Origin of the sequence: Isoptericola hypogeus (assembly GCF_039531145.1) — a bacterium.
Lineage (GTDB): Bacteria > Actinomycetota > Actinomycetes > Actinomycetales > Cellulomonadaceae > Isoptericola > Isoptericola hypogeus.
On the sequence record NZ_BAAAPM010000003.1, the window covers coordinates 579,476 to 600,975 of the forward strand.

The 21,500-nt window shown below is 74.6% G+C and carries 17 protein-coding genes; 1 reads left to right on the forward strand and 16 read right to left on the reverse strand.

Annotated elements, in window-relative coordinates:
• Positions 1-172: 172 nt before the first annotated feature.
• A complete protein-coding gene (locus tag ABD254_RS05055) occupies positions 173-469 on the reverse strand; it encodes a WXG100 family type VII secretion target (protein ID WP_344246257.1) in 297 nt (98 codons plus the stop codon).
• 152 nt (positions 470-621) lie between these two features.
• Positions 622-1,434: a hypothetical protein gene (locus ABD254_RS05060; protein ID WP_344246259.1), complete on the reverse strand. Its 813-nt coding sequence runs from the start codon at positions 1,432-1,434 to the stop codon at positions 622-624.
• Between the two features lie 123 nt (positions 1,435-1,557).
• Here ABD254_RS05060 and ABD254_RS05065 point away from each other — a divergent pair, with 123 nt between their 5' ends.
• A complete protein-coding gene (locus ABD254_RS05065; protein ID WP_344246261.1) occupies positions 1,558-1,824 on the forward strand; it encodes a hypothetical protein in 267 nt (88 codons plus the stop codon).
• A gap of 63 nt (positions 1,825-1,887) precedes the next feature.
• On the opposite strand, the gene ABD254_RS05070 is transcribed toward ABD254_RS05065, so the two are convergent.
• The 14 genes from ABD254_RS05070 to ABD254_RS05135 all read right to left on the reverse strand — a co-directional run bounded on the left by ABD254_RS05070 (position 1,888) and on the right by ABD254_RS05135 (position 21,461).
• On the reverse strand, positions 1,888-2,553 hold the full coding sequence (locus ABD254_RS05070) for a hypothetical protein (RefSeq protein WP_344246263.1): 666 nt from the start codon (positions 2,551-2,553) through the stop codon (positions 1,888-1,890).
• Positions 2,550-3,200, reverse strand: a complete 651-nt coding sequence (locus ABD254_RS05075; RefSeq protein WP_344246265.1) for a hypothetical protein — start codon at positions 3,198-3,200, stop codon at positions 2,550-2,552. The genes ABD254_RS05070 and ABD254_RS05075 overlap by 4 nt, the downstream gene beginning before the upstream one ends.
• 39 nt (positions 3,201-3,239) lie before the next feature.
• A complete protein-coding gene (locus tag ABD254_RS05080; RefSeq protein ID WP_344246267.1) occupies positions 3,240-4,652 on the reverse strand; it encodes a hypothetical protein in 1,413 nt (470 codons plus the stop codon).
• Positions 4,653-4,665: 13 nt separating this feature from the next.
• Entirely contained in the window at positions 4,666-4,971 is a 306-nt protein-coding gene (locus ABD254_RS05085; protein WP_344246269.1) for a hypothetical protein, read from the reverse strand.
• A 192-nt stretch (positions 4,972-5,163) separates the two neighbouring features.
• Complete coding sequence (locus ABD254_RS05090; RefSeq protein ID WP_344246271.1) at positions 5,164-9,645, reverse strand: type VII secretion EssC family protein; 4,482 nt, start codon at positions 9,643-9,645, stop codon at positions 5,164-5,166.
• Between the two features lie 61 nt (positions 9,646-9,706).
• On the reverse strand, positions 9,707-9,970 hold the full coding sequence (locus ABD254_RS05095; protein ID WP_344246273.1) for a hypothetical protein: 264 nt from the start codon (positions 9,968-9,970) through the stop codon (positions 9,707-9,709).
• Positions 9,967-10,674: a hypothetical protein gene (locus ABD254_RS05100; RefSeq protein ID WP_344246275.1), complete on the reverse strand. Its 708-nt coding sequence runs from the start codon at positions 10,672-10,674 to the stop codon at positions 9,967-9,969. Before ABD254_RS05100 ends, ABD254_RS05095 begins: the two co-directional genes overlap by 4 nt.
• 10 nt (positions 10,675-10,684) lie before the next feature.
• The gene (locus ABD254_RS05105; RefSeq protein WP_344246276.1) at positions 10,685-12,298 is read right to left on the reverse strand and encodes a serine/threonine-protein kinase; all 1,614 of its coding nucleotides are present in this window, start codon (positions 12,296-12,298) and stop codon (positions 10,685-10,687) included.
• A gap of 5 nt (positions 12,299-12,303) precedes the next feature.
• Positions 12,304-14,016: an FHA domain-containing protein gene (locus ABD254_RS05110; RefSeq protein ID WP_344246277.1), complete on the reverse strand. Its 1,713-nt coding sequence runs from the start codon at positions 14,014-14,016 to the stop codon at positions 12,304-12,306.
• Positions 14,013-14,849 (reverse strand): PP2C family protein-serine/threonine phosphatase, encoded by an 837-nt coding sequence (locus ABD254_RS05115; protein ID WP_344246278.1) that lies wholly within the window; start codon positions 14,847-14,849, stop codon positions 14,013-14,015. Before ABD254_RS05115 ends, ABD254_RS05110 begins: the two co-directional genes overlap by 4 nt.
• A gap of 85 nt (positions 14,850-14,934) precedes the next feature.
• Positions 14,935-16,551, reverse strand: coding sequence for an RDD family protein (locus tag ABD254_RS05120; protein ID WP_344246280.1), 1,617 nt, complete (start codon positions 16,549-16,551; stop codon positions 14,935-14,937).
• Positions 16,548-19,115 (reverse strand): transglutaminase-like domain-containing protein, encoded by a 2,568-nt coding sequence (locus tag ABD254_RS05125; protein WP_344246282.1) that lies wholly within the window; start codon positions 19,113-19,115, stop codon positions 16,548-16,550. The genes ABD254_RS05120 and ABD254_RS05125 overlap by 4 nt, the downstream gene beginning before the upstream one ends.
• Positions 19,108-20,445, reverse strand: coding sequence for a DUF58 domain-containing protein (locus ABD254_RS05130; protein WP_344246284.1), 1,338 nt, complete (start codon positions 20,443-20,445; stop codon positions 19,108-19,110). The genes ABD254_RS05125 and ABD254_RS05130 overlap by 8 nt, the downstream gene beginning before the upstream one ends.
• A 41-nt stretch (positions 20,446-20,486) precedes the next feature.
• Positions 20,487-21,461: an AAA family ATPase gene (locus ABD254_RS05135; protein ID WP_344246286.1), complete on the reverse strand. Its 975-nt coding sequence runs from the start codon at positions 21,459-21,461 to the stop codon at positions 20,487-20,489.
• Positions 21,462-21,500 lie beyond the last annotated feature (39 nt).

The window sequence follows — 21,500 nt, forward strand, 5'->3', positions numbered from 1 at the left end:
GACCCTAGCGGGCGCCCCGGGCACCGGTCGATGGGGAGAGCTCCCCATTCGGCGCCGCGGCCGGCCGCGTCTGCTCGGCGGGCGGTCGCGCCCCGGACATGCCGAGGGGCGGCCCGGAAACCGGACCGCCCCCCCAGGCTCACCGGCACGAGGCCGGCGACGGTGACTGACGTCAGCCGCGGATGCCCTGCGCCAGCTGCGAGTCCGCGTCGGACAGCGTCTGCGCCGCCTGCTCCAGGAACGACGCCATACCCTCGAGGCCCTCGATGGCCTGCGTGGTACCCGTCGTGAACTCCTCGTACGAGGTCTGGAACGCACCCGACGCCTGGTCCGTCACGAAGCCCGACGACACCAGGTTGTTCACCTGCGTCTGCAGGTTGTGCAGGATGTCGGTCATCTGCTGCTGACCGTTGCGCAGCTGACCCGCCTGCGACCGCAGCTCGTCGTACGTGACGTTCATGTTCGCCATGAGAAGCTCCTCAGCTCATCGGTGGTTCGGCCGGCCCCCTACGGCAGCCGATCCGTCGTCCACGACCCTAGCGGGCGCCCCGAACGCCCGTCGATGGGGACTCCTCCCCATGCGCCGACAGGTGCGTGCTGCACGGGCCCCCTGGTTCGTGCCTAGGGACGGGTGATCCCCCCGCGGCGCAGGCGCGCGCGGCGCTGCTTCTCGAGCCGGGCACGGCGCGCCCGACGCTCGTCGGCGGTGAGCTCCGTGAGCGGCCTCGCCTCGGTCGAGGCCACCACGTCGCCGTCCGGCCCGAACCGGCGGCGGAAGGCCCGCGTCCCCAGGACGACCGAGGAGGCGACGAGGGCGACGGCCAGCGTCCCCGCCACCACGTGCACCGTGCCGGACACGCCGGGGATCAGTGCCAGGACCGCGAGCGGCCAGGCCAGGCCGGCCGGGATCATCGCGAGGACCGTGCGCCCGTCCAGCGTCCACCCCGCGACGTAGAACCGCATGACCGCGTCCGTGAAGGACGTCGTCCGCACCGGCTGGAGCGACAGCGCGACGCCGCTCAGCGTGGGCGGGCCGAAGGTGCTCCCCCGGGGGGCGCGCGTCGTGAACGAGAGCTTCTCGCCGGCGTACGCGGGGTTCAGGGCGCGCGCGAGGTAGACGAACGACAGCACGGCGAGCGGCCATGAGGCAGTCAGCACGAACCAGCCGCCGGGACCGATCGCCAGCGCCAGGATCGGCCAGGCGATCACCACGAGCGCGATCGCCTCGACCGGGTTGGCCAACCTCTCCCCGACGCCGCGCACCAGCGGCTCGGGGTCGACGTAGGCGAGAAACGGCACCGACCCCACCAGGAGCAGCAGCCCGACCAGCCAGATCGCGGACCAGACCACGCCGATCAGCAGGTAGCCGACGGGCCGCAGCGTGAGCGCGACCCGTCCCGGCCGGTCGTCCTGGTCCGCCGGGCGACCCGTCACCTCGTTGCCCCCATACCGCCCTCGTCTCGCGCGGGACCGCCATGGCGTGCGGCCATGCCCGTCCGAATCGGTCTAGGGTCGGCACCCTAGACCATGCCTGTCGACCTTGGAGAGAGCCGACCCATGAGCAGCAACGGCACGAGCGACGACCGCGCTCGCGACGCGCACCGCGCCACGCCCTCACGGACGCCGACCACCATCCTGCTCGTCGGGTTCGTGCTCATCGTCGCCAGCGGCCTCACCGCCAGGTTCGCACCCGAACTCTTCGCCTCCCTCGGCGGGTGGGTCACGATCGGCGTCGTCGCCGTGCTCGTGGTCGTCCTCGGGAGCTGGACGCTCATCCGGGGCATGCGGCGCAACGCCGACAGCTCCGAGGACGGCTCCCGCTGACGGAGCCGTTCCCCCGCCCCGTCGGGAGCCGGGCACGTCGTCCCGTCACGTGCGGGCACGGCGTCAGCCCGCGACGGGCTGCTCCTCGGTCACGGCGACCTCGCCGTCCCCGGCCGGGTCCACCACGAAGGTCACCGAGTCCACGATCTCGTCGAAGAGCGTCGCGAACGGCTCCGCCGAGGGGATGTTGGGCACGTTGACGCGGACGAGGAGCAGCTTGGACCGGTCCGGGTACGGCATGTGGTACTCGAGCCGCATGGTCCGCACGGGCAGCGCGTCCTCGCCCTCGCTGGTGCGGCCCTCGGCCATCTCCACGACCCGCGCCACCGGACCGTTCCGCTGGACGGCGACCTCGCCGGACGGATAGGCCGCCGTCAGCGCGGCACGGACCTCGTCCTCGGTGGTCGCACGCGCGCCCGCGGCACCCGCCGCCGGCCACTCCTCGTCGACCATCATGACGGCGGCCGGGAACGGCACCCCCGGGACCATCTCCAGCGAGATCAGGAACGTGTGCACCCCGATCGCGGCCGCCTCGCGGGCAGTGACGAGAAGCTCCTGGGCCGCCTCGCGGCGCACGCGGGCCAGCCTGTCCGCCGTGCCCACCTGGTCCTTGACGAGGCGCTTGACGAACGCGGTCGTCCTGGCCGGGTCGTCGACCGGGACGTTCGCCCAGGTGCCCGGCACCACGACCCGGAGCCCCCCGTTCCACGACGTCATCCGGCGCGTCACGACAGCACCTCCGTCTCGATCACGAGGCCCCCGAGGAGGTCCACCATCGCCTGCGGCATGTCGTCGAACGTGCCCACGCTCCGGGCGATCGCCGTGACCTCCACCATGTCGCGCGACCCCGGGGGGAACACACCGAGGACGACCCGCTCCTCGAGCATCTCCACGCCGGAACCGAGCCCCGGGTCCGCCTCGCTGCCCAGCAGCAGGTGCACCCCGGCAAGCTCGCCGGCCTCGGCCGACCCCGTGATCTCCCCTGCGTGCACGACCCCGAACTGGTCGGTCGTCTCGACTCCGTGCGCCAGGCTCGCAGTGAACTGCTCCAGCGCGAGGCCCTGCTGCGCCACCAGGGTGATCATCGCGTCGACCACCCCGGTCTCCGGCCGGCGCACCAGCACGGCCGTCTGCAGGGAGACGATGCCGGCCTCTCGGACGACCGCCGCGACGTCGGAGAGCTGCTCCGCCAGCACGTCCGCCGCGTCGGCGACCTGGGCGTCCGCCAGGCCCGCCGCCGTCGCACCCCGGACGAGGTCGCTCGCGGCCGCGCGCGACCACTCCCCGACGTCGGGGAGCCCGCTCGGCACCACGAGCCACTCGTCCGGGAGGCTGAGCTCGAACTCGACGATCCCCCGGGTCACCACGTCATTCACTGTGCGCACCTCGAACCATGGACCCGATCATGCCGTAGGTCAGCCGAACCACGAGTTGACCTTCATCGGGATGCCCGTGATGTTGCCCCACGCGCCGCCGGCCGGCTGCGTGACGACGGAGTTGCCCGTGTCGGCGATCCCCCAGCCGTTCCCGCCGTTGATGTCCGTGCCGAGCTTGACCATGTTGTTCGTGAGGTTGGCCGTCTGGTGGAAGACCGCGCCGACCGTCGCGATGGCGGAGGCGTTCACGGTGACGTTGTCGAGGCGCAGACCGGTCTGGCCGAAGTGCGCGACCATGTCCGCCACGTCGTCGTTCCCCAGGGCGAACCGCGCGCCGCCGTCCTTGTACGGCAGCGGGAACTGCGAGCCGCGCCAGGTGGTGAAGGCCTTGGCACGCTCGCCGCTCTTGAGCAGCCCCGCCACCGCCTTGTCCGTGGAGGACCGCAGGAACGGGGACTTGAGGACCTCCCAGGCCCGCTGGCCGTTCGTCTGGGCGAACGTCTTGCGCGAGCTCTTCAGCAGCGCCGTGCCGAACTTCGCCCGGGCGGCGGTGTTCGACATCCGGCCCGCGGTCTGGACGACCGAGCGGGCCTTGGCGTACTTGGCGAGGGTGCCGATCGCCTTGCCCCCGAAGAGACCCATGACGCCGAGGCCGACGCCGACGAGCGCGCCCCAGCTGAACCCTTCCTTGGCCATCTTCACGATGCCCTCGACGATCGCGATGATCGAACCGATGGCGGCCAGCACCAGGAGCACCTGGCCGAGGACCGGCACCCAGGACAGGAAGATCGCCAGGATCCCCGCGATGTCGCAGATGATCTTGAGCGCCTTGTAGAGGAACGACGCGACCTCGCCGACCTTGTCCCAGAAACCGTCCTCGAGGCCGTGCACCTTGTCGCCGGTGACGACCTCGTCGATCTCGTTCTTCGCCGTGTTGGCGGCGCTGTCCTTGTCGCCCTTCGCGTCGTTCCAGCGGCCCTGCCAGTAGCCGAGGCTGCCCTCCAGGTTCGAAACCCGGGAGTTGGCCGTCGACAGCGTCGAGCTGGCGGCGTCGGCGTCGGCCTCGGGCGCGTCGTTCGGCAGGTCGTCGACCTCGGACTGCGCGTTGCTCGCCGTCGTCCGGGCCGAGGCGAGGTCCTCCTCGATCGAGGCGATCTGGGCGGCCGCCGTCGCCGACTCCGAGATCGCGGTGTCGAGCGACGAGGCGTACGCGACGAGGGCGTCACCGGTGAACCGGTACCGGTCCGTCGCCTTGGCGATGTCCTCCCGGACGTCGGAGGCCAGCGACTTCGTCGCGTCCATGGACTTCGCCGTGGTGCTCGCGTCGTCGACGATGGCGTCGAGGGTCGCCGTGGCACGCCCGATGGCGTCGGCGATGTCCTGGTACTTCTTTCCCTTGCTGCGCACGAGGTCCGCGTCCCCGTCGAGCGTCTGCCACTGCGTGTCGGCCATGTCGGTGAGTCCCCTACTTCGACTTCTCGGCGGCGTCTTCGAGCGCCTTTGCCAGCTCGGTGTCGACCTGGGTGAACGTGTCGGAGATCTGCTGGACGATGCCCTGGAGCTTGACCACGTTCTCGGTCATCTCCTCGCGCTTGATACGCCACTTGTCCGCGAAGTCGTTGACCTTGTCGCGCAGGCCGTCGTGCCCGGTCGCGTTCGCGGCGTCCTCGGCGTGGTCGTCCGCGCCCTCGAACTCCTCTTTGATCGTCTTCAGGTCCTCGGCAAGAGTGCGCAACTCGTCCATGTCTATCGACAGGTCGTACCCGGCCACAGCTCCCCCTCGTTCGTCCGCAGCTCGTCGTCCCGGCCGCCGGTCAGCACCGTAGCCGAGGGCGACGGCGCTGGTCGATGGGGAGGACTCCCCATCGAGCTCAGTCCTCCAGTCCACTGGTCGAACTGAGCCTGCACTCCGCTACGGGCGAGTGCCTCGTTCCTCGGCCCTCACCCTCCGCTGCGCTCCGGCTCAGTCCTCCAGCACCAGGGGCAGCTGCACCCGCGTCTGCTTGCCCCGCGCGATCCACGCCCCCCGCCCGACGGGGAACTCCCCCTTGCCGCTGCGCGGCAACGAGGTCTTGAGGATCGTGTCGCCGTCGAGGTTCTCGGGCTGCAGGATCAGGCCGCGACGGCCGTTCTTCACCTCGCCGAGCAGCGGCCAGGTCGCGGACCAGCCCGCCGTCTCGGCCTCGGCGACGAGCAGGTGGTCGCTGCCGCGGATCGCCTTGGTGAGGTCCTGGATCGGCTTGTCCGCGGGCGACTGCAGGTACTCGTTGAGGCCCTCGATCACGACGACGACCCCCGGGGCGACGTCCTCGTCCTGCACCGCCGCGAGCAGGTCCGTGGCGAGCGCCTTGACCTTCTCGATCCCGGTCGCGACGTCGGCCCAGGGCAGCTTGTCCGCGATGGCGGACCGCCCCTGCGCGAAGAGGTAGAGCCGCGCGTCCGGCTTGGCCCGCAGCACCGCACGGGAGATCGCGACGAGCGCGTTGCTGCGCCCCGACCCGGGCGGGCCGGCGACGACCATCGTCCCGGTCGGGTCGAAGGGCACGGCGCCCAGCGTGATCCCGTCCAGGCCCAGCACCGGCTGCCCGTCCACCTGGTCCGGCAGCTCGCCGGCGCCGTACTCGGTGGGCAGCACCCGGACCTCCGGCGCGGGCCGCACGCCGGCCTGCAGCATCGACTGGCCCAGCTTCTGGGTCGCCGCCGCCTGCGCGGACACCGACGTCGTGCCGCCGATGACGGCGACCTGGACCTCCAGGCCGTCGAGGATCGCGCGCCCGTTCGGCGAGTCCGCCGTGATGATGTCGCGCGGCGCGTTGAACGCCAGGTACCCGTCGTCGGTCATCCGCAGCAGCAGGTTGCGCTGCACCATCGACCGCACGTAGGTGGGCACCGCGCCCGAGCGGTCCGCCGTGAAGACGGCGTGCATGCCGAGCGCGCGCCCGTCGCCCAGGATGTCGCGGAAGACGTCGAACCACTCGGCGCGGCCCGCTCCCACCTCGAAGTCGTCGCGGAAACCGGGGAACCCGTCCACCAGCAGGAGGATGCGCGGCACGTCCGTGCGGCCCGTGATCTGGCGGTACTCGGTGACGCTCGACGCCGAGACCGCGGCGAAGGCCTCGCCCCGGCGCTGCAGCTCGTCGCGCAGCATCCGCATCAGCCCGACGACGCGCTCCACGTCGTCCCCGCGCGCGACGGTGCCCACGTGCGGCAGCGCCGACAGCATCCGCAGCGCGCCCGCGGCGAAGTCCAGGCCGTACACGTGCACGGGGCCGCCGCGCGGCGTGATGCCCGCCGCCGCGGCGAGCGTGCGCAGCGCCGTGCTCTTGCCCGCGCCGCCCGTGCCGTACACGCCCAGGTGGCCGTCGGTGTCGGGGTTGAAGTACAGCGGCCGCTGCGCCTGCTGCTCCGGGATGTCGGCGACGCCGATGAGCAGCTCGGTGTCGGTGCGCTGGTGCAGGCGCGTCAGGTCGTAGGCGTCGGCCATGGAGTCCAACCACGGCCGGCGCGGCAGGGGCAGGCGGCCCGCCTGGAACGCCTCGTTGACCCGCGCCACGAGGCGCTGCTGGTCGTTGGGGCCGAGGTCCACGTCGTCGTCCACCGCCGCCTCGACGACCGGCTCCTCCCACTTCTCCTCGCGGCCGAAGTGCAGCCCGGCGACCTCGATCGCGGTGTTCTCCGGGGCGCGGGTGCTCCACGCGCCCGCGTACCCGGACTGGAAGGCCTGCAGGCGGCCCGGGCCCGTCTTCACGACGCCGCGGCCGGGGATGGCCGGGTCGATGTGCGCCGCGTCCTTGATGTCCACGACGTCGCTCGAGTCGGACTCGTCCGCCATCCGCAGCGCGACCCGCAGGTTGGTGTTGGCCCGCAGGTTGTCCTTGATGACGCCGGCCGGGCGCTGGGTGGCCATGATGAGGTGGATGCCGAGCGACCGGCCGCGCTGCGCGACGTCGACGACGCCGTCGACGAACTCCGGCACGTCGCCCACGAGGGCCGCGAACTCGTCGATGACGATCACGAGCGCCGGCGGCGTCTCCGGGTCGCCGCGCTTCTCCAGCTCGAGCAGGTCCTTGACCTTCTTGCGGTTGAACAGGTGCTCGCGGTGGTGCAGCTCGGCGCGCAGCGAGGTCAGCGCGCGCAGCACCAGGTGCTGGGAGAGGTCGGTGACGAGGCCGACGCAGTGCGGCAGCTGCACGCAGTCCGCGAACGCCGACCCGCCCTTGTAGTCCACGAACAGGAACGTCACGCGGTCGGGGCTGTACTCGGCCGCCATCGCGAGCACCCACGCCTGCAGGAACTCCGACTTGCCGGCGCCGGTGGTGCCGCCCACGAGGGCGTGCGGGCCCTGGCTGCGCAGGTCGAGGTGCTGGGCGTCCAGGCCGGCCGACCCGACGATCGCGCGCAGCGAGCCCGCCCGCTTGCGGGGCACGGGGGTCGTGCGGTCGTAGACCGAGAGGTTCTGGCGCCAGCGCTCCAGCACGGCCGCCGGGTCCTCGAACAGGTCGTGGCCCAGCAGCGCGGGCATCGTCACGGAGCGCGGCAGGTCGGAGGAGTCCGCGACGATCGCTCCCGCGTCGAAGACCGGGGCGAGCCGGCGGCCGTAGTCGAGCGCCGTCGTGGCGTCGATCTCCTCCAGCTCGACGTCGTCCACCCAGCGGCCGAGCCGCACCATGCCGACGCGCGGGCCGTGCTCGCCCAGGTCGACGAAGGTGCGGCAGGCGGCCGGCAGGTACGCCGTGTCGGCGGAGATCCACAGCGGGTACACGCCCGCGTCCGGGCCCTGCTCGGCGAGCTGCACCAGGCGGGCCCGCTCGACGTCGATGTCGTCCGAGATGATCACGACGACGGCCGGGACCGGCGACCTCGTGCCCGCCTCCGCCTTCTTGCCGCCGACCTCCGCGCCGCGCTCGAGCGCCGCGTCGTCCTCGTCGATCGCCCCGCGCCGCTGTGCGCCGCCGCGCGCCGCGCGCAGTCGCGTCGTGACGAGCTCCTCGAGCTCGGCGATCAGCCGCGCGGCGCCGGTCGCGGAGTCGGCGAGGTGGTGGCCCTCGACCGGGCTCTGCGGCGACGAGGTGTGCGGGATCCAGGTGAGCCACTGCAGGTGCTTGGTCCACACCGGGCTGACCATGCCCGTGACCACCAGCTCCGACGGCGAGTGCAGGCCCGTGAGCTGCAGCAGCACGGCGTTGAGGCTGCCCGCCACCTTCCCGGGCGGGCCGGCGAACCCGAGCGCACCGGCGTCGTACAGGTTCTCGACCACCGGCACGCCCGACACGTTCTCGTGCCGGTCGACCACGGCGTCCAGGCGCTCCTGGTACTCCTTGATGAGCGCGCCCTTGGCCGTGTCCTTCACGGAGTTCCGGGACGGCATCGTGCCGATGCCGAACCGCACGTTGAGGAAGCTCCAGTGCTCCGGACGGCGCGTCCACAGCATCGGCCCGTGGCGCATCGCCTCGGCGAAGACGTGCTGGGTCGCCGGCGCCTCGCGCAGGCGCACGGACCGCTCCGTCTCCTCCTCGCCGCCGAGGGCGTCGCGCAGCGCGTCGAGCCGCTCCTCGAACCGCGCGATGTCGCGCTCCTTGCGCTTCTTGGTCTGACGGCCGCGGGTGAGGTAGTTGCCGATCAGCATGATCGGCGACAGCGCGATGAACATGAACGCCATCGGCCCGCGGCCCATCGCGATCATGAACCCGCCCATGAGCACGGGGGCCATCAGGGCCAGCAGCGGGAAGGGCTGCGGCTCGGTCTCGGCGGGAACGTCGGGAGAGTCGAACTCCTGCCCCTTGTACCGCGCCTCGACGCGCGGCGACCGGGTGAACGCCACCGGACCGGCCTTGGGCGCGACGCCGGTGAGCGTCTGCGGCTTGCGGCGCTCGATCGTCATGGTCGTGTCGCCCACGACGACGCGCTGGCTGCCCTCGACGCGCAGGCGCTGCACGTGGTCGCCGTCGACCAGCAGGCCGTTGGCCGAGCCGAGGTCGACGACGTCGACGACGTCCGAGACGTCCAGGCGCAGGTGCTGCTTCGAGACCAGCGGGTCGCTCAGGACGACGTCGCAGCCGGCGGCCCGGCCCAGTGTCCAGCTGCCCTCCGGCAGGTCGACGCTGCTGCCGTCCGCGAAGCTGAGCGTGGCCCGCACGTCGTGCGACCCGGGGTAGTCGAAGCCCGGCCGGTCGAGGTCGACGACCGCGACCTCCGCGCCGGAGCCGATCCACGCCTCGCCGAGCGCGGCGTCGGCCGGCAGCCGCACCGGCCGGTCCTGGCCGGGCAGGCGGGCCTCGAGGGTGCGCGGGACGTCGGCCGCCGCACCGGCGCCGCCCAGCCCGCCGCCCGGGTCCACGCGGGCGATGGTGGAGGCCACCTCGCCGATCGTCGCGCCGGCGTCGGCGGTGACGACGACGTCGTCGTGCGTGGTGTCGGGGCGCCGGAGCGTCACCTTGACGCGCATCGCTCTCCTCGGGTCGTTCCGTCAGTGCCGGTCATCAGGTCAGGTCGTCGGGTCGCGCAGGTCACTTCGGGCGGCGGCGGGTGAACGCCCCGACGAGGGCCGTGACGCCCGCGCCCAGCGCGGCGCTCAGGCCGACGATGCGCCAGTTCGTCGGTTCCGTCAGCTCGCGGCCCACGGCCCGCCAGTAGTCGAGCGGGTTCCCGGTGCCCACGCCGTCGCGCAGCAGGCCCACCGTCATGACGATCACGAACGCGATCGCCGCCGCGCCCACCGCCACGACCAGGACCATCTGCCCGGGCGTCGGGCGCTGCCGGCGGCCGCTCACTCTTCCGCCTCGGCGTCGACGTCGAGCAGTGGCAGGTCCTCGGCCGTGACGAGGCGCGACGCCACGGCGTACTCGACGAGCCGCGCGCGCCGGTTCGTCGCCAGGCCGCCGCCGGAGCCGCGCAGCCCCTTGACGCCCACCCGGTCGAGCTTCTCGCACACGTTGTCGAGCTTGCGGTTGAACCGCGTCGTCGTCCAGCCGAGCCGGGCCGCGGCCTCGGCCGACGACGGGATCTCGGACAGGCCGGTGCCGTCGCGACGCAGCATCGGCTCGCACAGCGAGACGACGAGCTGCCGCTGGCTCACCGTGAACGGGATCATGCCGATCGTCGTCGCACCGCCGTCCGGCTCCTCGGTGTGGATCTCCGCGTACGGTGCGGGGGCGAGGCGGGCCAACAGCTCGTACGTCGTGGGCCCGGCGGTGAAGACGATCGACGTCGACGGGAAGACGATCGGCAGCGAGTTGCCGGGCGACAGCCACGACTGGACCCCGCCGGCGGCGTCGCACACCGTCGCGGACAGCCGGTTGCCGACGTTGCCGAGCCACCACAGCCCGGCGCTGGAGGTGACCTGCAGGAAGCGCCGGTGCAGGTACGGGTTGTCGTCGAGGGCGAGGTCCCCCTCGCGCCCGATCTCGAAGACGCCGTCCGGGTCGGGTCGGAACCACTCCCCCGCGAACTCCACCGCCAGGTCGCTCGTCGTCATCGGTCGTCGCTCATTCGACGCACATGCCCTTCGGCTCGATGGAGAACGCGCCCGAGCGCACGATGACGACCTCGACGCAGGTGTCGTCGCCGGAGACCCTGGGCACGGTGACGGTCGGCTTCGAGACCTGCTGGTAGTGCCCCTCCTCGAGCGCCTGCGGCTCCCGCCAGCCGTACGTGTCGCCGTCCTGCGGCTCGGGGTTGGTCCAGGTGAAGACGACGTCGTCGCCCTTGGCCTTGCCCTTGAGGTCCGTCACCGCCGGCACCAGGCCGCCGAGGTTGTCGCTCGGCGGCTCCGGGTCGTCGCCGGCGTCGGTCACGGCCTGCGTGGACGCCCCGGTCGGTTCCTCGGCCGCGTCGCGGCCGAGCGCGACCGCCAGCACGACGGCGAGCGCCACCAGGGCGGCGATCCCCGCGACGAGGCCCACGACGAGCCCGCGCCGCGGCCCGGCCGGGGCCGGGGCGGGCTGCGGCGGGGTCTCGGGCGGCGCCCCGACATGGGCCGGGGCCATCGACCGGTGCACGGTGTCGCCCAGGTCGTCGTCGACCGCGACGGCGCCGGACGGCGAGGCGGGCGACGCCACCGGGGCCGAGGGGACGGCACGCCCGGCCGCGCCGCCGGCCGGGCGGCCGACGAGGCCCGCGCCGACGGCGGCCGCGCCCCGCGGGTCGACGGAGACGACCTCACGCAGCCGGGTGCCGACCTCGTCGTCGTCCGCGCCCTCCTCGGGGCCCTCGTCGCGCACGTGGCCGTGGTCGTCGAGCAGGTCGATCGGGGTGACGGCGAAGGACAGCTCCGTCTGCACGGCCTGCAGGGCGCGCGCGAACGCCAGCGCCGTCGGGTACCGCGACGCCGGGTTCTTCGCCATCGCGGTGCTGAGCACCCGCTCAAGCGACGCCGGGACGTCCTGGCGCCCCGTGGGCTGCAGGGGGGCGGACTCGATGCGCGCCACCAGGTCGGCGCTGGAGTTCGACCCGCCCGGCACCTCGAACGGGGTGCGGGAGGCGAGCAGCGAGTACGTGGTGGCCGCCAGGCCCCACACGTCCGTGGCGACGCCGGTGGCCGGCGGCTCCGCGAACGACTCGGGCGGGGACCACGGGATCGACATGCCCTCCGCGCGGCCGGCGTCGTCGAGCGTGGACGAGATGCCGAAGTCCGTCAGCGCCGGGTGCCCGTACTCCGTGACGAGGATATTCGCCGGCTTGACGTCGCGGTGCAGGATGCCGGCCCGGTGCGACGTCTCGACAGCGCCCGCGACCTGCACGGCCACGCGCAGGACGTCGGGGACGCTCATCCGCTCGCTGCGGTAGCGCGCGCCCATGTTGAGACGGGAGCAGAACTCCATCGCGAGGTACGGGCGCCCGTCGGCGGCGACGTCCGCCTCATACATGGTGACGATCGACGGGTGCGTCGAGAGGGTCGCCATGAGGTCGGCCTCGGCGTCGAACGCCTCGCGCTGCCCCTCGCCGGTCCACTCGTGCAGGAGGACCTTGACGGCCACCCGGCGGCGCGGCCGGCGCTGCTGGTACAGGAAGACGTCCGAGAAGCCTCCCGACCCGATGAGCGAGACGTACTCGAAGCCGTCGATCTGCGGCGGTGGGGACGGCGGGCGCTTGCGGCTCATCGTGCTCAGAGGATCCCTTCGAACGTCAGCGTCACGCCGTCTCCCAGGTCGACCACGTCGCGGGAGACGACCAGCACCGGCTCGCCCGGGTGCAGGCGCAGCGGCGCCTGCCCGGCGCGCAGGAGCGTGGTGCCGTTCGTCGTGCTCATGTCGCCCACCAGCACGTGCCAGCCCTCGAGGCGCACCTCGACGTGGGAGCGGGAGATGTCCTGCTCGGGGCTGGGCACCGTGACGAGGCGTGGCAGATCGGCGCCGGCGGAGCGGGGCGAGCGCGGCTTGCGCCCGACGACGACGGGCCGGTCGAGCGTCACCCGCGGGCCGCCGGAGACCGCCATGGTCCCCAGCGCCGGGCGCGGCACCTGCCGGGCCTCGCCGACAAGGGACTGGCCGCACGCGGCGCAGTCGTCGCGCTGCGGCGGGTTCGGGTGCCCGGCCGTGCACGAGCGCGCGAGGATCATCGGCCGGCCCGGCATCGGGGCCGCGGCGAACGCCGGACCGGTCGGCGCCCCGACGCCGGCGGCCGAGACGGGTACGGTGCCCACCGGGACTCCGCCGACCGGGACCCCGCCCACCGGGGCGGGGCCGGTCTCGGGGACCGCGGCGGGCGCCGGGTCCGGCGTGACGGCCCGGAGGTCGGCGATCGCCGAGGAGAGCACCGTGCTGCCGTCGATCTCGTCGTCGACGCCGGGGTCGGCGGGAGCGGGCGCCGGCGCCGGCGCCCTGGCAGGCTCCTGCCCACCGCCGGCCTCGCCCTCGGCGCCCTGGTCGGCGGCGGGGGCCGCGGGGCCGTCGGCGGACTCCGCAGAGTCCTCGCCGGCCTCGTCCTCGGACTCCGGCCGCACGGCCGCCGCCTCGACGGCCCGGTGCACGGTGGATCCCCACAGGTGGTCGTAGCCGGTGGTCTCCTCCAGCAGCGGGTCGGCCGGTGCGTCGGCCGCGTCGTCGACCCCGTCCGCGTCGTCCGTGCGGTCGGCCTCGTCCGTGACGGCCGGGCCCGGGATCATCGTGGCCTCAGGGGCGATCGTGGCCTCGGGGGCGATCGTGGCCTCCGGCGCGAGCGCGGTCTCGGGCGCGCCTGCCCCGGGTACGTCCGACACGGGCGCGTCCGCCACCGGCACGTCCGACACGGGCGCCGGCACCGCGGCGGGCCGGCGCTCGGGCTCGGGCTCCCAGGGCTCGGGGGCGGGCCGGCGCTCGGGCTCGGGCTCCCACGGCTCGGGGGCGGGCTCGGCGCGCGGGGCGGGGGCGGCAGGCGCCGCGTCCTGCGTGAGCCGCACGCCCACGGACGCCACCTGCACGACGCCGGCGTCCAGCGGGAGGGCCCGCGCGTCGACCAGGTCGGCCGCCGGCTCGGTGACGCCGACCTGCACCGCGAGGTCCACGACGCCTGCGAACGTGCGCTCCGCCCACGTGGTGACCCCGTCGCCGGACACGTGGTCGCGGCCGTCGGTGCGGGCGACCGTGACCGACGTCGCGCCGCGGACCGCCACGTGCACGCGCCGGCCGTCGGCCACCGCGATCGCGAACGGCGGCAGGGACGCGAGGCTCGCGCCGAAGGACCCCGTCAGCACCTCCAGCACCGGCACCACGCCGGCGCCCTCGCCGAGGGCGGTCCACAGCTCCTCGACCAGCTCCGGTGTCACCTTCTCCGGCAGCACGACCACGGCGCCCGGCCGCACCACGGCGTACGCCGGCCCGATCACGTAACGCGACGTCACGACAGCGCCCCCTTCCACGGCGACCGCCGGGGCACCGTGTCTTCGTCGTCCTCGTGGCGGCCCCGCCCGTCCCGGGGGGCCGTGCTCTCCAGGGCGCCCGTCAGCCCTGTGGCGTCCACCACGATGACGGTGATGTTATCCCTGCCGCCCGCGGTGAGTGCCTCGTGGGTCAGCCGGTCGGCCGCGACCTGCGGGTCGGCCTCGGCGAGCAGGACCTGCTCGATCCGTTCGTCGGTGAGCTCTCCGGTCAGGCCGTCGGAGCACACCAGCAGCCGGTCGCCCGCGTGCACCGGCAGGAACCAGAAGTCGGCGTCCGGGTCCTCGGGCGCGCCGAGCGCCCGCGTCACGACGTGCCGCCGCGGGTGCGTCGCCGCCTGGGCCCGGGTGATCCGGCCGGCGTCGACGAGCTCCTGCACCTCGGAGTGGTCGACGCTCACCTGCTCGAGCTCTCCGTCCGCGAGCCGGTAGGTCCGCGAGTCGCCGAGGTTCACCACCAGCCAGTACGGCTCGCCGCTCTGGCCGGTGAGGACGACGCCGGTGAGCGTGGTCCCGGCGCCTCGCCCGGGCGTCGTCTCGATCGCGCGGACGGCGTCGTGCGCGGTCCGCAGGCGGCACCGCACCGCGTCCGCGCCGACGACGTCGGAGTCCAGGAGGGGGCGCAGCGCCTCGACGGCGGCCGCGCTGGCGACCTCCCCGGCGTCGTGGCCGCCCATCCCGTCCGCGACGAAGAAGACGGAGCCGCTCGCGAGGTACGCGTCCTCGTTGAGCGTGCGCCGCGCGCCCTGGTGCGTCGCGGCGCCCCACAGCAGCCCGAGGCTGACGTCCGTGCTCATGCCGCTTCCCCTCTGCACGAACGCTGCGGTGCCTCGCTGCGGCACACCTCGTCCCTCGGCGTACCTCCGCGGGGGCTCCTCGCGCTCATGCGCTGTCCGGCCCGACGACCGTCAGCCGGCGGGCCCCGGCCTGCACGGTCCAACCCGCCGTGACGGTCACCGGGGTGCCGGCCGCGAGCTCGTGCACCGCACCGTCCGGGGCGATGACCGCGCTGCCGTTGGTGCTGCCGAGGTCCGTGACGCGCAGGCCGTCGGCGGTGGGGACGAGCTCGAGGTGCGTCTTGGAGACCGAGCGCGTCGTGTCCTCGACGCGCAGCGGCGTGGCCGGAGCCCCGCCGTCCGGCTGCGGGTTGCGGCCCACGAGCGTGCGGGACGCGACGGTCACGCGGCGGCCCGGGTCGATCTCGACGACGATCCGCGGCGGCGCCGTCCCGTCGCCCGGGGCGCGGCGCGAGGACACGCTGAACCGCGTGGCCTCGAGGTCCTCGAGGTCCTCGTCCCCGAGGGCCGCGACGGCGGGAGCGGCGGCCGGCACGACCGGCGGCGCGACGGCCGCCTGCGGGGCGACCGGAGCCTGCGGGGCGACCGGAGCCTGCGGGCCGACCGAAGCGTGCGGAGCGGCGGCCGGCTGCGGGGCGACCGGCGTCGGCCCCGTGGGCTGAGCGTCGGCCGGGGTGGTGGGCGTGGGCTCCGGCGTCGCCTCTGTGGCCGCGGCCGACGACGCCGACGGTGCGCGGTGCAGGGTGTGCGGCTCCGCCTCGGGCCCCGCGGCGTCGGCCGGTTCCTGCCCGCCCGGCGAGCCGGGCACGCCCGTGATGACTCCCCCGCCGCGGCGGTCCCCCGTGGGGAACGACCACGGGTCGGGCGCCGCAGCGACGGGTGCCCCGGCGGGGGTGCCGGCCGGGCCCCCCGCCTGGGCGGCCGCTCCGGCGGGCGTTCCCGCGGGGGCGGCCGCCGAGGCCGGCGCGAAGCTGCGCGGCGCGGCGCCGCGCACGTCGCGCACCACGGCGCGGGCGGCCTTGTCGTGCCAGCCCTGGCGGCGGCCCGACGAGTCGAAGGTCGGCGACACGAGCACCAGCACCGTGCCGACCAGCGGCAGCACGCCGCACAGCGCGAGGACGAGCCAGCGCAGCAGGCCGCGGCCGGCCCCGACCGGCCCGCTGCCGTCGGCGGCCACCGTGCGGATGCCGAGCATCCGGTTGCCGATCGTCGCGCCGGTGAGGCCGTCCAGGAGGGCGAGGGTCACCCAGCCGAGCAGGCTGACCAGGCCCATCACCCCATAGACCAGGAGCATCGCGCGGACGAACTCGCCCGCGGCGGCCTCGGCGCCCATCGACGTGGTCGCCTCGCCGAGCCCGGCGAGCGCGTCGGGCGCGCCGGTGGCCAGCGCCACGACGGTCCCGACGATCCCCGCCAGCAGCGAGACCGCGAGCAGATCGAGGACGTAGGCGCCGGCCCGGCGCCCGACCCCCGCCAGGGGCGGACCGTCGGGCGCGGGCGCGGCCGCCGGGCCGGCCCCCCGGAGCACCCCGCCCGAGGCCTGGCGGGTGCGCTCACGCATCTCCGGCTCGGTGGTCACCTCGAGGCGGGAGCTCATGGCCCCGGCCCCGCGGTGGGGGGTCGCCACGGTGGGCGTGCCGCACACGGAGCAGAACGCCCCGGACTGCTCGCCGGCGCCGCACGCGCCGCACGTCGTCGTCATCGGTCCTCCTGCCGCCGGGCGCGGCGCCGCCGCGCGCGGGCCATCCTGTCATGCAGCGGGCGCGCCATCGCGCGGCCCGCCCTGCCGAACGCCGCCGGGACGGCCCGCACCCAGCCGCGGACCACGGCCCGCGCCGGCGGGGCGTCGGCACCGCGCACCGAGCGCAGCGACAGCCGCGCCGCGACCCGCTTGCGCCACGGCAGCCCCGCGTGCAGCGTGCCGACGAGGGCGTCGACCTCGGCCCAGTACTCGTCGATCTCGGCCTGCGTCGGCTCTCCGCCGCCGAAGACGGTCCGGTCGGCCCGGTGCGCGAGGCCGGTGGTGGCGTCGGGCGCCGCCGACGGGAGCTGCGTCACGAGCAGGCGCGCGCCCTCCCGGCGCGTCGCGGCGCGCGGCACGCCCGCGCCGAGGTCGGTCGCCACGTCGACCACCTCGCGCCACCCGCCGCTGACCCGGTCCACGGGGACGGGGGCGGAGCGGCGGCGGCCCCGACGGCGCGCCTTGTACGCGAGGAGCAGCAGCACCGGGAGCGCGACGATCGCGAGGGGCACGGCGACCGCGACCGCGATGATCGCGACCTGCCGCCAGTCGATGCCCTCGGCCTCCTCGTCGTCCTTCTCGTCCTCGACGTCGCCCGCCTCCGCCTGCGGCGGCTCCTCGGGCGTCTCCGGGGACTCCAGGACCGGCGGCTTCGGCACCTGCTTGGAGCGCGGGAGCGGCTCCACCTTGTTGTCCTCGTCCGGGACGACGTCGAACGGCACCCAGCCGTACCCCTCGAACGGCACCTCGACCCACGCGTGCACGTCCGCGCCGGTGACGACGTACGGCGCGCCCGGCTTCAGGGCGTCCTTCTCGGGGTAGAAGCCCATGACGACGCGCGCCGGGATGCCGGCCTGCCGCGCCATGAGCGCCAGCGCCACGGCGAACTGCTCGTCGTCGCCGACCATCTCGTCCTGCGCGAGCAGCGTGTCGATCCGGGCCGCGGAGTGCCCCGGGCGCGACGCCGGCTGGTTCTCCAGGCCGCTGGAATACACACCTGTGGCCACCAGGGTGTCGCGGATGTTGAGGAGCCGCTCGAACGGGTCGGTGGCGTCGGCCGCGAACTGCTGAGCCTTGCCCGGCACGGCGTCCGCGACGTCCTGCGGCTTCGGGAGGTCGGTCTCGAGGATCGGCACCTCCGCCAGGTCCTCCTCGCTCGGCGGCGGGGACACGATCGCGTCCAGCTCGTACGCGTCGCCGGGGCGCAGGCCCGCGGTGACGACCCCCGTGCCGGACGTCGCGTTGTAGTAGGTCGACGCCGCGAGCTCGTCCGCGCGCTCCCCCGTGAACCGGATGCCACCGAGCTGGCCGACGTCGGGCAGCCACACGCCGGAGTATCCCGTGACGGTGACCTGGACGGGGGTGGGCGTGCCCGCGGCGACCGTGTCGATGACGTCGCCGGCGCGGTTGAAGACGCCCGACCCGCCGCCGGAGCCCGCGTCGTAGACGGTGCCCGCGTACGAGTCCAGGGTGGCCAGGCGGACCCGGCCGTCGGCGGGCATCCCGGTGACGGTGAACAGCTCGGTCTCGTCGAGGTCCTTGGTGTACGTGCGGAAGCCGACGAGCGGGCTCGTGTACTGGTGCAGGTCGAGCGGCGGGGTGATCAGCTCGCGCAGCACCACCCGCTCCCCCTGCCCCAGCAGCGGGGACACGAGGACGGCGGCGATGCCGCCGAGGCCGAGCAGCACGGCGCCGCCGCGCACCCGCTGCGCCCGCAGGCGCCGGGTCGCCGACCGGCTCGCCTCCGACAGCAGCCGGTTGGCGCCCATCCGCGTCTCCGCCGCGCGCCACGACGCCCACAGCAGCCCGACGACCGCGACGACGAGGCCCTGCACCAGCGGGTACGCGGGCAGGATCGTGCCGAGCAGCGCGACCGCCGTGAGGGCCACGACCACGGGCAGCAGCGCCCAGGCCGCGACCCGCGACCGCCACGCGATCGTCCCGGCGAGCACGCCGGTGAGCAGCATCAGCAGGTACGGGACGACCGCGAGCTCCTCGAAGGAGGACAGCGGCGGCACCGTCGTGACGAACGACTTCCACCCGTGCACGGCGCCGACGGCCAGCTCGGACAGTGTGGCACCCGTGGGCACGACGCCCGCGATCGCGGTGCCCGGCAGCGCGAGCGCGCCGCCGAGCAGGAAGTAGGCCAGCACCGTCGCCGCTGCGGTCAGTAGCACCGACCAGCGCAGCCATGCGCCCAGCCAGGCGACGAGGAGGCCGGCGGCCGCCCCGCCCAGCGCGGGCAGCAGGTAGCCGGTCGTGCCCCAGGCGGGGCCGAAGCCGACCGCGACGACCCCGAGCAGCGCGACGAGCACGAGCCCGTCCACCAGCCCGGCGGCGGTCAGCGCGCGCGGACGGTCCGTGGGCCGCCCGCCCTGGGCGCGCGTCGTGCCCGCGCGCAGGGACGTGCGCGAGGTGCCGCCGGTGCCGCCGGTCGTCCCGGTGCTCCCCGTCGTCGTGCTCGCGGGCCGTCCCGCGTGCGTCTCGTCGGCCGGTCCGGGCGCCGGCGCGTGGCCCTCAGTCATGCATCCTCCGCAGGGCGTTCGGCAGGTCCGCGAGCTCGCCGAGCGTGAGCACCTGCATGTCGGCGACGCGGCCGCGGCTCACGGAGCTGCCCGGGACGCAGCGCATCGCGACGAGGCGCGCGTCGACGGGCAGCCGCACCGCGGCGGCGCGCAGGTCGGTGGGGGTCACCCTGCTGCCGACGGCGAGCACCACCACCGACGCGTCGGTGACGGTCGCCGAGGCGACGCGGGCGATCTCCGCCAGGCTCGTGCGCGCGGGCGCGAGCTCGAGGCGGGTGAGGTCGTCGAGCAGGCGGGTGCGGTGGTCGCCGCGCACGCGGCCCTGCGGCACGAGCACGGCCAGGCCGCCGTCCTCGCGGATGGCCTGCAGGCCGAGCGACCCGCACGCGGACACGGCGAGCTCGAACTCCTCGGGGTCGGCGTAGTCCTCCTCGCGCGTCGACAGGATGACGGCGAGGCGCGAGCGGCGCGTCTCCTCGAACTGCCGCACCATCAGCTGGCCCGTGCGGGCGGTCGACTTCCAGTGGATGTGCCGCCGGTCGTCGCCCGGCACGTAGTCGCGCAGCGCGTGGAACGACACGTCCGAGTCGGAGATGTCGGGGGTGACGCGGCCCTCGAGGTCGTGCAGCAGGCCGGTGGACGACCCGGACAGCGGCAGCGTGCGCGGGTGCACGTAGAGCTCCTCCGGCTCCGTCCACGTCAGCTCCCGGCGCAGCATGCCCAGCGGGTCGGCGCGCACCGAGCGCACCGGCCCGATGGGGATCACCGCGCGGCGGTGGGTCGGGACGGCGAAGAGCTCCTCGTGCTCGGCGGCCGGACGCATCCGCGGCAGCGGGAAGGTCGCGATGCCCTGCCCCACCTGGAGCTCCATGACGGCGGGCAGCATCGCGCGGGCCGAGTCGTTGCGCACCAGGAGCCGGCCGACGGCGCGGTCGCCCACGACGACGCGCCGGGACGCGACGTCGAGCGTCACCGTGTACCGCAGCCGGCCCAGCACGAAGACGATCGCGCCGACCAGCGTGACCGTCGCCGTGACCGCGACGACCGTCGCCTCCTGCCAGCGCAGCACGACGCCGGCCCACCACGCCCCGGCGACGAGGGCGAGGACCGCCCAGCCGAACGGCGACACGACCCCGACGACGGGCGCGACGCGCGCCCAGGCGCGCACGAGTCCCGACGTGACGGCGGTTCCCGCGTCGGCGAGCAGCCGGCGCAGCGGCCGGCGCGGCGCGTCGGGCGCGGCCTGGGGGGCCTGCGCCTCGGGCTCGGCGTCGGCCGCGGGGTCGCGGGCGACGTCGGGGGCCTGCTCCCGCTCGGTGGTCGTGGTCATGGCGATGCTCCGGTCGGACGGTGGGTCGGACGGTCGGTGGGTCAGGCGCTCCGGCGTTCCTGCGGCGCCGGGACGTCGGCGAGCAGCCGGGAGATCGTCGTCTCCGCGGTGGCCCCCGCGAACTCGGCCTCGGCGTCGAGCACGAGCCGGTGCGCCCACACGGGCTGCACGAGGTCCTTGACGTCGTCGGGCAGCACGTAGTTGCGCCCGTGGGCGGCGGCCCAGACCTTCATGCAGCGCACCAGCGCGAGGGCGCCGCGCACGGAGACGCCGACGTGCACGTCGGCGGTGGCCCGCGACTCCTCGGCGAGGCGCGAGATGTACTCCAGCACCGCCGGGTCGACGTGCGTGGAGGCGGCGAGGGCGGCCATGTCGACGACGGCCTGGCCCGTGATGACGGGCTGCAGCGCGGCGCTGCGGTCGCGGACGGCGGAGCCGGCGAGGATCTCGACCGTCGAGGCGAGGTCGGGGTAGCCGATCGACGTCTTCATGAGGAAGCGGTCCAGCTGCGCCTCCGGCAGCTTGTACGTGCCGGCCTGCTCGATCGGGTTCTGCGTGGCGACGACCATGAACGGGGTGCCGGTCTTGTGCGTCACGCCGTCCACGGTGACCTGGCCCTCCTCCATGACCTCGAGGAGCGCGGACTGCGTCTTCGGCGAGGCGCGGTTGATCTCGTCCGCGAGCACGATGTTCGCGAAGATCGGGCCCTGGTGGAAGTCGAACGTGCCCGACTTCTGGTCGTAGATCGTCACGCCGGTGACGTCGGACGGCAGCAGGTCCGGCGTGAACTGGATGCGGTGGTTCGTGCCCTGCACACTCGCCGCCATCGCGCGGGCGAGCATGGTCTTGCCGGTGCCGGGCGCATCCTCCAGCAGCAGGTGGCCCTCGGCCAGCATGCACGTGAGGGCCAGGCGGATCTGGTCGTCCTTGCCGAGCACGGCCTGGGCGACGTTGCCGACGATGCGGTCGAACGTCTGGGCGAACCAGCTCGCCTGCTCGGGGGTCATGGTGCTCATGTCGGGCTTCTCCAGGGTGGGTTTATTCGCAAGAGGTCG

What these genes read in the sequence shown, in the direction of transcription:
- ABD254_RS05055 (WP_344246257.1), bottom strand. Translation starts at nt 469, where the DNA reads ATGGCGAACATGAACGTCACGTACGACGAGCTGCGGTCGCAGGCGGGT.
- ABD254_RS05065 (WP_344246261.1), top strand. Translation starts at nt 1,558, where the DNA reads ATGAGCAGCAACGGCACGAGCGACGACCGCGCTCGCGACGCGCACCGC.
- ABD254_RS05080 (WP_344246267.1), bottom strand. Translation starts at nt 4,652, where the DNA reads ATGGCCGACACGCAGTGGCAGACGCTCGACGGGGACGCGGACCTCGTG.
- ABD254_RS05090 (WP_344246271.1), bottom strand. Translation starts at nt 9,645, where the DNA reads ATGCGCGTCAAGGTGACGCTCCGGCGCCCCGACACCACGCACGACGAC.
- ABD254_RS05100 (WP_344246275.1), bottom strand. Translation starts at nt 10,674, where the DNA reads ATGACGACGAGCGACCTGGCGGTGGAGTTCGCGGGGGAGTGGTTCCGA.
- ABD254_RS05105 (WP_344246276.1), bottom strand. Translation starts at nt 12,298, where the DNA reads ATGAGCCGCAAGCGCCCGCCGTCCCCACCGCCGCAGATCGACGGCTTC.
- ABD254_RS05115 (WP_344246278.1), bottom strand. Translation starts at nt 14,849, where the DNA reads ATGAGCACGGACGTCAGCCTCGGGCTGCTGTGGGGCGCCGCGACGCAC.
- ABD254_RS05120 (WP_344246280.1), bottom strand. Translation starts at nt 16,551, where the DNA reads ATGACGACGACGTGCGGCGCGTGCGGCGCCGGCGAGCAGTCCGGGGCG.
- ABD254_RS05125 (WP_344246282.1), bottom strand. Translation starts at nt 19,115, where the DNA reads ATGACTGAGGGCCACGCGCCGGCGCCCGGACCGGCCGACGAGACGCAC.
- ABD254_RS05130 (WP_344246284.1), bottom strand. Translation starts at nt 20,445, where the DNA reads ATGACCACGACCACCGAGCGGGAGCAGGCCCCCGACGTCGCCCGCGAC.
- ABD254_RS05135 (WP_344246286.1), bottom strand. Translation starts at nt 21,461, where the DNA reads ATGAGCACCATGACCCCCGAGCAGGCGAGCTGGTTCGCCCAGACGTTC.